The organism is Candidatus Thermoplasmatota archaeon (assembly GCA_034660695.1).
Lineage (GTDB): Archaea > Thermoplasmatota > E2 > UBA202 > DSCA01 > JAYEJS01.
In genome coordinates, this window is sequence record JAYEJS010000072.1 from 1 (window position 1) to 1,656 (window position 1,656).

At 39.6% G+C, this 1,656-nt stretch carries 1 protein-coding gene; it reads right to left on the reverse strand.

The genetic code is table 11. From position 1 onward, the window contains the following. Positions 1-267 precede the first annotated feature (267 nt). The coding region (locus U9O96_03380) for a hypothetical protein (protein ID MEA2054148.1) at positions 268-1,656 on the reverse strand (1,389 nt) is incomplete at its 5' end.

The following is a 1,656-nucleotide window of genomic DNA, read 5'->3' on the forward strand; positions in this document are numbered from 1 at the left end:
CGGTAAAAAGGAAATACAACCGTGCAAAACAGTTAGTGCGAAGTAGAGGAAAATCAGGCAAAAATGCCAGAATTTTTGCCTTGGCTGAAAATTTTTTAGCCAATTTTGGCTGTGGGAAGCCAAAATTGATCGGTTAAGCCCATTCATTTTGCAAAATCAATTCATTTCAAAATGAAAAATACAGATTAAAAATTGGCAAATCTGTAACCACCTTATTCCCTTAAACATGCGATTACCAACATATATTTACCAATAACCCATTTTCCTTCATTTCGCCATTTCCGTGGCCAACAATTCCCTCATCAGATTTCCGCATCCTTTAGGCTCCACTCCCGGTAACCTCGTTATCTCGGATTCTAAAACCGGCCCAGTTTTGCCGCATTCCGGACATTCCTCCAATATTTTAACTCTGTCGCCGCTCATCATGAAACCTGGATAGCTGTTAGCCAGTGGATCTAGGAAGGCAAACCTACCCCATTCATCATAGCCTACTGGCTCTTGATTATCGTCCAATACCATTGGATATATCCATGGAGTGAGATGCTTATATCTTCCATCGCATCCAATAGCGAGGCCGTTCATTTCAGACATCCCATATAGGTCCCTATAATTGCTCGGAGGTACTCCCAAATTTCTTTCGATCATCTCAGCGAATTCTTTTTCTGATACTTTTTTGTGTTCGTGTATCTTCCACCCACCACCAGTAATAATGAGGCTGTTGCTCTCTCCGAGATTAAGAATCTTTCCATCTTTTTCCATCATTTTCATTAGATCAAAGAGCTGGAAGGGAAAAGTCACCATGTATACCTGTTTCTTTTCCCTATCGAGTTTTTCTAGCAATTCCAATATTTGTGATTGCCCCTTTTTCATTGCTTTTTGTAGTAGACGAAATTCTATTTTTTCCTTAAATCCTTCTGCTCTCCCAGTTGACATGAGTTTTATTATCTCCATTGTTAGAGGTCTATCTGTTAAGAAATGCCTATTTAAATCGTCAAATACTCGAGATGCTTCCTGGATAAAGCGACCCATCGTTAGATGGGTTTTTGTCGATCCCGGATATACGAAGTGTGCTCTATCAGTTGGTGGGATGATATCGAAAAATATCGATTTCACAGCTATGTAAAATATCCTTTGATAAGTAACCTTGTCTCTAAACATTATGCTGAACTTTCCACTCGTCCCAGATGAATGGTTGACGATTCCCTTGAGTCTTTTCTCAGCCCATCCCAAAAAATCCTCTAGGGAGTTCCCATTGAAATCAAATTCTCCAATATCTACTGATGAACTCCTATACAGCCATTCATATACGTTCCTTGGTTCCTCTGATGGATAACTTTTGAAGAATGTATCAGCTATCATAGGGATTTTCGTGAAATCATCCTCATTTCTGATATCATCTGGCTTAACTCCCCTATCCTTACAGTATTTGTTGTAGAACAGATTATTTGAATAATGATGATTGAAAGCGTACTTTATCGCCTTGAACCTTTGCTTTTCTATCCCATCTTCTGGAACATTGAAATAGTCTCCTAAACAGTAGACCATCTCATCTCCCGGAGTCCATTCATTCCTTGGCCTGTAAAACAATTCCTTGGCTCTCCTCCACAACTTACTATTTTCCGTTTCCCTCATTTTCGCTCCCGTTTTGTAACGGAA